This is a genomic window from Bordetella petrii (genome assembly GCF_020991325.1).
Taxonomy (GTDB): domain Bacteria; phylum Pseudomonadota; class Gammaproteobacteria; order Burkholderiales; family Burkholderiaceae_B; genus Bordetella_A; species Bordetella_A petrii_E.
Map to the genome: position 1 here is coordinate 1 of NZ_JAJMLX010000216.1, position 8,094 is coordinate 8,094.

Consider the following 8,094-nt stretch of genomic DNA (forward strand, 5'->3'; position numbering starts at 1 on the left):
GCTGGCCACGCGCCGGGCCGGCGCCGGCCAGCGCCGCGGCCTGGTTGCGCAACTGGGCAATGGTGGTTTCGGTCTGGGTCAGTTCGACTTGCGCCGCGGCCAGTGACGATTCCGCTTGCTTGACTTCCACCTGCGTGTCCAGCCCGGCGTTCTCGCGGTCGTGCGTCAGCTTCAGGACATCGGCGCGCTGCGTCTGGATGCGCTCCAGCACGCCGTGCTGGGCGTAGGCGTTCTGCAGGTTCAGATAACTGCGCACCACCGCCCGGGCCAGCAGGTTGCGCGCGGCCTGCGCGTCCGCCTCGGCCGCCGCCTGCCGTGACACTGCGGCGTCCAGGCGTGAGCGGTTCTTGCCCCAGAAGTCCAGTTCATAGCTGAAATCCAGCGCCAGGCGGTTGTCGGAACTGACGCTGCCGGCCATGGGAGGCTGGTAAATGTATTTTTCAGGCAGGTGCTGGCGGGTAAGGTCGTAGTTGGCGTCCACACGGGGAAACAGCGGCGCGCGAGCGCCCCGCACGCTGGCATTGGCCTGCGCCAGGCGCGCCTGCGCGGCCGTCATGGACGGATTGCCGGCCAGCGCGTCCGCCACCAGCGAGTCCAGTTGCGGGTCGCCATAGCGGCGCCACCATTGCGTGTCGGGCCAGGTGACGGCCTTGCCCTGCAGTCCGAGCCGCGCCGCGTCAAGCTGGGCGACCGGTTCAGTAGAAGGGTCCATTGATGCGCAGCCGGCCAGCGCCGCCAGCAGGACCACGGGAATTAGCGATTTCATCCTGACGTTCAGCTGAAAATGGTTGATTAATCTGTATCTGACTAGGCAGCAAGTATGGCGTATTTCGGCGCGCCGGACAGGAATATCCCCAATGCGTGTCGGGTTTACCCCCGGCCGGGGGCGTGGGTCAGGATTCTGCGGCGCCCGAGGCCGAGCCGTTGGCCAGCATGCGGCCCAGCAGATGTTTCAGGTGGGCGGCTTCATCGGCCGAGAACCCGCGCAGGTGGTGATTCAGGACGCGGGCGATATTGGCGGGTATGGCCTTGGCCTTTTCATGGCCCATCTCGGTGAGTTCGATATTGACGACGCGGCGGTCTTCATGGCTGCGCGTGCGCCGCAGCAGGCCCTTGGCCGCCAGGCGGTCCAGCGTGCGGGTCATGGCGCCGGTATCCACGCCGATGATGCGGGCCAGTTCGGCGGGCGTGTCGGCCGAACCGCGCGCCACCAGGGCCAGGGGGCGCCATTGCATGGCGGTGAGGTCGAGCGGCGCCATTTCCTGGTCGAGCATCCGGTTCAGGGAATTGTGCACCAGCTTGATCATGAAACCGACGTTGTCATCGGTAAGGCAGCGGGTGGCCCGATAGTGCACCGGCGCGTCGGCGCCGCCAGGGGAGCGGGGGGGATTCATGGGCGAATTTTATTGCCTAGGCAAATATTGTCAAGCGCAAGCTGGTTGGGAAATCAGTGCGAAGCCTTGCGCAGCCCGGACCACACGATGGCCGCCACGATCAGGGCGGCGCCCGCCATCATGCGCAAAGTGGGCTGCTGCGCAAACAGCATCCAGGCAAAGGCAATGGCATAAACCGGTTCCAGGGCAATGACCAGCCCCGCGCTGCGCGCATTCAGGCGGGTGAGGCTGGATACGAACAGGTAGTGCGACAGGCCCGTGCAGAACACGCCCAGCAGCACCAGCCAGAACCAGTCCAGCGCCGGCAGCAGGGGCAACTGGCTGGCGGCAAAGGGCAGCATGGCCAGCACTACGACGATGTTCTGCCAGCAGGCGACCTGCATGGGATCCAGGCCCACTGCCGAGCGCCGGTTCGACAGGGCCAGCAAGGCGAACGACAAGCCCGAAAGAATGCCCCAGGCCAGGCCGATGGTGCCCTGGTCGGCGAAATCGAATGACGGCGTGACCAGCACCAGCCCGGCCGTGACCAGGCCCAGCAGCAGCCATTCGGCGGCGCGCACGCGTTCCCGGAACAGCAGGCCTTCAAGCAGGGTGATGAAGGCCGGGAAGCTGGCGAAGCCCAGGGTGGCAACGGCGATGCCGCCCGTCTTGACCGAAATGAAGAACGTGACCCAGTGCGCCGCGAGTAAGCCGCCAGCCACCACCAGCATGAATAGTTGCGCCGGCGTCAGGGCGGTGAACAGGGAGCGGCGCTGCATGCGGGCAAAACCGGCCAGGGCCAGCACGGCGAAGGCAGCGCGCCCCAGGGTGATCACGGCCGCACTGGCCTGGATCAGTTCGCCGAACACGCCGGTCAGGCCGAACAGCACGGCGGCGATATGGATGTAGGCGAGGGCGCGTTGGCGTGTCATGCGTGTAGCTTGGTGTGAATGATCGCTGCGCGGGCGGAACGCGCGCGCCGGAAAATATAAAATCATCGCATGAATCCGCTTGCCAGGCCCGCGACCGCCCCGACTTCCCGCATCCTTGGTTTTTTCCTGGCAACGCTGGGGGCCGTGTTGTTCGCCGGGAAAGCCATCGTGGTGAAGCTGACTTACCGCTATGGCATCGACGCCGTCACCCTGATTGCCTTCCGCATGCTGTTTGCCATGCCGTTCTTCGCGGCCGTGGCCTGGCATGAATCGCGCCGTGCCGCGCGCGGCGAGCTGCCGGTGCTGACGATGCGTGAACGCGTGCAACTGTGCCTGCTGGGCTTGCTGGGGTATTACTTTTCCAGCTTCCTGGACTTCCTGGGCTTGCGCTACGTGACGGCCAGCCTGGAGCGGCTGATCCTGTTCCTGTCGCCTACCCTGGTGGTGCTGCTATCGGCCTGGTGGTTCAAGCGCCCGGTGACGCGGCGCCAGTGGGTGGCCATGGTGGCGTCGTACCTGGGGGTCATCCTGGTGTTCGCGCAAGACCTCGCGCACGATACGGGTTCCCATGTCGCGCTCGGGGCCATGTTCATTTTCGGCTCGGCGCTCAGCTATGCTGTGTACCTGATCTGTTCGGGAGAACTCGTCAAGCGGGTGGGGGCGACGCGCCTGGTGGCCTATGCCATGCTGGTGTCGTGCCTGGCCTGCCTGGTCCAGTTCTTCCTGGTTCATCCGCCGTCGATGCTGGTGCAGCCGCCCGGTGTCTATGGCTATTCGTTCGTGCATGCCACGCTCAACACTGTGTTGCCGGTGTTCATGCTGATGTGGGCGGTTGCCCTGGTCGGCGCGCCCACGGCTTCGCTGCTGGGCATGGTCGGCCCGGTGTCGGTGCTGTTCCTGGCGGCCTGGCTGCTGGACGAACCGATCACCGCCTGGCAGCTGGCGGGCACGGCCCTGGTGCTGTTCGGCATATTCGTGCTGATGGGCGGACGGGGCCAGCCGGCCCGGGCGGATGACACGGGCAGGAAGCGATAAGCGCGGCATGGGCCGCATGGTACCGAGTACTCACCACAAAAGGAGGCCGCAATGGCCAGCAATCTCGTCAAGGCAGTCCGCATCGAACAACATGGCGGGCCCGAAGTCCTGAAACTTGTCGACGTCGAAGTTCCGCCGCCCGCCGCCAACGAGGTCACCATACGCCAGCATGTGGCCGGCCTGAACTTCATCGACATCTACTTCCGCACGGGCCTGTATCCGCATCCGCTGCCGCATGGGCTGGGTTTCGAGGCGGCCGGCGTGGTCGAGGCCGTGGGCGCCGACGTGGCCCACCTGAAGAAGGGCGACCGCGTGGCCTACGGGCAGAGCCCCATCGGCGCCTACGCCCAGGCGCGCAATGTGCCGGCCGCGCAAGTCGTCAAGCTGCCCAAGGGCGTGGCTTTCGACGAGGCCGCCGCGCTGATGCTGAAGGGCTTGACCGTGCAGTATCTGTTCCGCCAGACCTACCGCCTGCAGGGCAACGAAACCATCCTGTTCCATGCCGCCGCGGGCGGGGTGGGGCTGATCGCCTGCCAGTGGGCCAAGGCGCTGGGCGTGAAGCTGATCGGCACTGTGTCCAGCCCCGAAAAGGCGGAACTGGCCCGCGCCCATGGCGCCTGGGAAACCATCGATTACTCGCGCGAGAACGTGGTAGAGCGCGTGCTGGAGCTGACCGGAGGCAAGAAAGTGCCGGTGGTCTATGACGGAGTGGGCAAGGACACCTGGGAAACCTCCCTCGACTGCATCGAGCCGCGCGGGCTGATGGTGAGCTTCGGCAATGCGTCGGGCCCGGTGTCGGGCGTGAATCTGGCCACGCTGAACCAGAAGGGTTGCCTGTATGTGACGCGCCCGTCGCTGGGCCTGCACGTGAATACCCAGGAAAAGCTGAATGCCGCCGCGAAGGAAATGTTCGACCTGGTCTTGAAGAAGAAGATCAAGGTGCGCATCGACCAGCGCTATTCGCTGGAAGATGCAGGTAAGGCGCAGACCGCGCTGGCCGCCCGCAAGACCACCGGCGCGACGGTGCTGACCCTGGACTGACGGGAACAGGGCGGGGCGGCCGCCTGGCCGGCCCCGCCGTGCCGTTCAGGCCACGCGCATGTTCTGCAGCGCGGCGATGCGGTTCTGGATGGGCGGATGCGAGGCGAAGATGGCCGCCAGGCCACCCTTGCCGGTAATGCCCGAAGCCTCGAACGACTTGGGCAGTTCGCCCGGTTCCAGGCCGCCCAGCCGGGCCAGGGCACGCATCATGGGTTCGCGCGAGCCCATCAGCTGGGCCGAGCCGGCATCGGCGCGGTATTCGCGCTGGCGCGAGAACCAGGCCACGATGATCGAGGCCAGGATGCCGAAGATGATTTCACAGACCAGCACGGTGACGAAATAACCAACGCCCACGCCGCGTTCATTGCGGAACACGGTGCGGTCGATGAAGTAGCCCACCACCCGCGCCAGGAATACCACGAAGGTATTGACCACGCCCTGGATCAGCGTCAGGGTGATCATGTCGCCGTTGGCCACGTGCGCCACTTCGTGGCCCAGCACCGCGGCCACTTCTTCTTCCGTCATGCTTTCGAGCAGGCCGGTGGATACCGCCACCAGCGAGTCGTTCTTGAAGGCGCCGGTGGCGAATGCGTTGGGCGGGCCTTCATAGATGGCGACTTCGGGGTGGCCGATGCCGGCGCGGTCGGCCAGTTGGTGCACGGTTTCGATCAGCCAGGCTTCGCGCGCGTTGCCGGGGGCGCTGGGGTTGATGACCTGCGCGCCGGTGCTCCATTTGGCCATCGGTTTGCTGATCAGCAGCGAAATAATGGCGCCCGTGAAGCCCACGACCACCGAGAAGATCATCAGGGCCTGGATATTGATGCCTTGCGCCGTGATGATGCGGTCTACGCCCAGGATGCGTAGCGTGGCCGACAGCACCACCACGACAGCCAGATTGGTGACGACGAACAGGAAGATGCGTTTCATGCTTGTTTTGTTCCTCTGCGAGCAATGAGCGCCTGATTTGACCGGCCCGGCGCGCGGCGGTTCCCCTATGGGCGCCGGTAGGCTTTCCGGACCCGGAGTATAGTATCGCTTTCCCTTATTTCCCTTCTTTTTTCCCTCATCTAGACCCCATGCAGGCTCTTTGGATGTTACTGGCGTCCGCGATGTTCGCCATAATGGGGTCATTCGTGAAGCTCGCGACCGAACACGGCGCTTCGCTGCCCCAGATTGTGCTGTTCCGGGGCTTCCCCTCGGTCATTCTGCTGTTGCTCTGGGCGCGGGCGGCCCGGCAGTCCATCGTGCCCACCAGTTGGCGCCTGCACCTGTGGCGCAACGTGGCGGGGGTCACCTCCATGTGGTCGGGGTTCTTCGCCTTGTCGCATCTGCCGCTGGCCACGGCCACCAGCCTGAACTACACGGCGCCGCTGTTCATCGCCTGCTGGATGCTCGGCTGGGGCGGGGCGCAGCGCGACCCGGTGCGCATTGCCGCCGTGGCCCTCGGCTTTGGCGGCGTGATCGCCGTGCTGCGCCCAAGCATCAACGACGACCAATGGCTGGCCGCGCTGTTCGGGCTGCTGGCGGGGTCCATGTCGGCGGTGGCCATGCTGCAGATCCGCCAACTGGGCCGCATCGGCGAGCCGGAATGGCGCACCGTGCTGTTCTTTTCGCTGGCGGTCTGCCTGAGCAGCACGGCCGGCCTGGCCATCGATGGCTGGGGTTATGCGGACCTGCTCGGCTACGCGGCGCTGGTGGGCGTGGGGGTGTCCGGCCTGTTCGGCCAACTGGCCATGACGCGCGCGTTTGGGGTAGGCTCGGCATTGCTGACGGCCGCGCTGCAGTATTCCACCATCATTTTTGCCGCATTGCTGGGCATGGGCCTGTGGGGCGACCGCCCCGACAACCTGGCCTGGGCCGGCATGGGGTTGATCATTGCCGCGGGCCTGCTGTCGGTGTGGCGCACCATGCGCATGCCTGCCGATTCCTGAAATGAATGTGCATCCACGGAGCCTTGCCATGACCATGACCCTGATTTCCGTCTCCGAGCTGGCTGAACGCCTGAAGGCGGAAGACGTGCGCGTTTTCGACGTGCGCCACGACCTGGTCGACCATGCGGCCGGCCGGCTTGCCTACCAGCAGGGCCATATTCCCGGTGCCCGCCACCTGGACCACGAAACCGAGCTGGCGGCGCCGCGCACCGGGAACAATGGCCGCCACCCCCTGCCGGCCAAGGCCAGCCTGGCGGCACTGATGGCCGCCCATGGCGTCGGGCCCGGCACCCTGGTGGTGGCCTACGACGCCAGCGGCGGCATGTATGCCGCGCACTTGTGGTGGATGCTGCGCTGGCTGGGGCACGAGCGCGTGGCTGTCCTGGACGGCGGCTGGCAGGCCTGGACTGCCGGGGGCTTGCCGGTCAGCACCCAGCCGGAAACGGCGTCTCAGGCGGGCAGCGCCGCCGCATACCAGGCGCCGCTGGCCGAAAGCGTGGATGCGCAAGCCGTGTTGGCGAACCTGTCGCAACCCGCCTTCACCGTGGTGGATGCGCGTGCCGCCAACCGCTACCGCGGCGAGGTCGAGCCCATGGACCCCGTGGCCGGACACATTCCCGGCGCGCTGAACCGCCCGAACGGCGAAAACCTGCAGGCCGACGGCCGCTTCAAGGCTGCGAATCAATTGCGCGCCGAGTTCTCCACCCTGCTGGGCACCCAGGACCCGCGTTCCGTCGTGCACCAGTGCGGTTCCGGCATCACCGCCTGCCACAATCTGCTGGCCATGGAAATCGCCGGCTTGCCCGGCTCGCGCCTGTATCCCGGGTCGTGGAGCGAATGGTGCAGCGACCCGCAGCGTCCGGTGGCGCGCGGCGCCTGAAGCCGCGCTACCAGATGGCGGCGACGGCCGGCCGGCGGCTTGCCACGCCGGCCGCGATATCCAGGTAGTGGTCCAGCGATTCGGTCGGCATGTGGGGGTCTTTCGCCATGTCGTCCCAGCGGCGCAGCCGAATGGCGTCGGGCGCGCCGGGCATGCTGGCGAAGTCCACGGCTTGCCCGGCGTCGAAGCTGCCGCCCTGCAGCGTCAGGCTGCGGCGCGAATCGGCCGACAGCGCGGCATGGTAGGCGGGTTCCACATAGCACAGGTAGCGCTTGGCTTCCACGTGCAGGCGGATGGGGTCCAGCACGGCGGGGCCGAACAGCCCGCGCAGGAAAGGCAGCACGAAGTACTGATGCTTGTCGTCCAGCCCGTCCAATGACGGCGTGCCCGGCCGGTCTGCGATCAGGTGTCCCAGGTCGTGCAGCAGGCACGATGTGATCAGGTGGGGTGGCGCGCCGGCGTGTTCCGCCAGGGCGGCGGTTTGCAGCGCATGCTGGAGTTGAGTAACGGGTTCGCCATCGTAGGTACGATGCCCGCGTTCGATGAACAGTTGTTCGATGTCTTGCAGAGTAAAAGCCATGGCGTAGCCCCTGGGAAAGTCCCGGTGCGGCCCCGCGCATGCACCCTTGCGGGGCAGGAGGCACAGTAGAACGCAGGCACTTGACGATTTGATGACAGGGGCGCCAGCCGGGCAGGCAGAAAAAAAGCGGGCTTGCGCCCGCTTTTCGCTTGAAGCAGCGCCGTCCGGGTCAGCCCGGTTCGCCTTCCTGCATGACGCGCCGGTACCATTCGTGGAAGTGCTGCATGCCGTCTTCCATGGGCGATTGGTAGGGGCCGGCCTCGTTCACGCCGCGCAGCATCAGTGCCTTGCGGCCGGCGTCCATGCGTTCGGCGATTTCGTC

Annotated in this window: 10 protein-coding genes; 4 read left to right on the plus strand and 6 right to left on the minus strand. The window is 66.3% G+C overall.

The window, feature by feature from the left end; translation table 11 throughout:
- The 3 genes from LPZ50_RS18425 to LPZ50_RS18435 all read right to left on the minus strand — a co-directional run.
- A partial coding sequence (locus tag LPZ50_RS18425; protein ID WP_230663416.1) for a TolC family protein occupies positions 1-766 on the minus strand: 766 nt, incomplete at its 3' end.
- 127 nt (positions 767-893) lie between these two features.
- Positions 894-1,394: a MarR family winged helix-turn-helix transcriptional regulator gene (locus LPZ50_RS18430; RefSeq protein ID WP_230663418.1), complete on the minus strand. Its 501-nt coding sequence runs from the start codon at positions 1,392-1,394 to the stop codon at positions 894-896.
- Between the two features lie 53 nt (positions 1,395-1,447).
- The gene (locus LPZ50_RS18435) at positions 1,448-2,305 is read right to left on the minus strand and encodes a DMT family transporter (RefSeq protein WP_230663420.1); all 858 of its coding nucleotides are present in this window, start codon (positions 2,303-2,305) and stop codon (positions 1,448-1,450) included.
- A gap of 69 nt (positions 2,306-2,374) precedes the next feature.
- Here LPZ50_RS18435 and LPZ50_RS18440 point away from each other — a divergent pair, with 69 nt between their 5' ends.
- Together LPZ50_RS18440 and LPZ50_RS18445 are read left to right on the plus strand one after the other, a co-directional pair.
- Entirely contained in the window at positions 2,375-3,340 is a 966-nt protein-coding gene (locus tag LPZ50_RS18440; RefSeq protein ID WP_230663422.1) for a DMT family transporter, read from the plus strand.
- Positions 3,341-3,391: 51 nt separating this feature from the next.
- Positions 3,392-4,381: a quinone oxidoreductase family protein gene (locus LPZ50_RS18445; protein ID WP_230663424.1), complete on the plus strand. Its 990-nt coding sequence runs from the start codon at positions 3,392-3,394 to the stop codon at positions 4,379-4,381.
- Positions 4,382-4,426: 45 nt separating this feature from the next.
- Here LPZ50_RS18445 and htpX read toward each other — a convergent pair whose 3' ends face one another.
- On the minus strand, positions 4,427-5,308 hold the full coding sequence (htpX, locus tag LPZ50_RS18450) for a protease HtpX (RefSeq protein WP_230663426.1): 882 nt from the start codon (positions 5,306-5,308) through the stop codon (positions 4,427-4,429).
- Positions 5,309-5,457: 149 nt separating this feature from the next.
- On the opposite strand from htpX, the gene LPZ50_RS18455 reads away from it, so the two are divergent.
- Together LPZ50_RS18455 and LPZ50_RS18460 are read left to right on the plus strand one after the other, a co-directional pair.
- Positions 5,458-6,312, plus strand: a complete 855-nt coding sequence (locus LPZ50_RS18455; RefSeq protein WP_230663428.1) for a DMT family transporter — start codon at positions 5,458-5,460, stop codon at positions 6,310-6,312.
- 28 nt (positions 6,313-6,340) lie between these two features.
- Positions 6,341-7,192: a sulfurtransferase gene (locus tag LPZ50_RS18460; protein ID WP_230663430.1), complete on the plus strand. Its 852-nt coding sequence runs from the start codon at positions 6,341-6,343 to the stop codon at positions 7,190-7,192.
- A gap of 7 nt (positions 7,193-7,199) precedes the next feature.
- Here LPZ50_RS18460 and LPZ50_RS18465 read toward each other — a convergent pair whose 3' ends face one another.
- Positions 7,200-7,772: a phosphonate degradation HD-domain oxygenase gene (locus tag LPZ50_RS18465; RefSeq protein WP_230663432.1), complete on the minus strand. Its 573-nt coding sequence runs from the start codon at positions 7,770-7,772 to the stop codon at positions 7,200-7,202.
- A gap of 169 nt (positions 7,773-7,941) precedes the next feature.
- On the minus strand, positions 7,942-8,094 hold a 153-nt coding region (locus tag LPZ50_RS18470), incomplete at its 5' end, for an SRPBCC family protein (RefSeq protein WP_329957681.1).

Coding starts and splice junctions, on each gene's coding strand:
- LPZ50_RS18430 (WP_230663418.1), bottom strand. CDS start 1,394: ATGAATCCCCCCCGCTCCCCTGGCGGCGCCGACGCGCCGGTGCACTAT.
- LPZ50_RS18435 (WP_230663420.1), bottom strand. CDS start 2,305: ATGACACGCCAACGCGCCCTCGCCTACATCCATATCGCCGCCGTGCTG.
- LPZ50_RS18440 (WP_230663422.1), top strand. CDS start 2,375: ATGAATCCGCTTGCCAGGCCCGCGACCGCCCCGACTTCCCGCATCCTT.
- LPZ50_RS18445 (WP_230663424.1), top strand. CDS start 3,392: ATGGCCAGCAATCTCGTCAAGGCAGTCCGCATCGAACAACATGGCGGG.
- htpX (WP_230663426.1), bottom strand. CDS start 5,308: ATGAAACGCATCTTCCTGTTCGTCGTCACCAATCTGGCTGTCGTGGTG.
- LPZ50_RS18455 (WP_230663428.1), top strand. CDS start 5,458: ATGCAGGCTCTTTGGATGTTACTGGCGTCCGCGATGTTCGCCATAATG.
- LPZ50_RS18460 (WP_230663430.1), top strand. CDS start 6,341: ATGACCATGACCCTGATTTCCGTCTCCGAGCTGGCTGAACGCCTGAAG.
- LPZ50_RS18465 (WP_230663432.1), bottom strand. CDS start 7,772: ATGGCTTTTACTCTGCAAGACATCGAACAACTGTTCATCGAACGCGGG.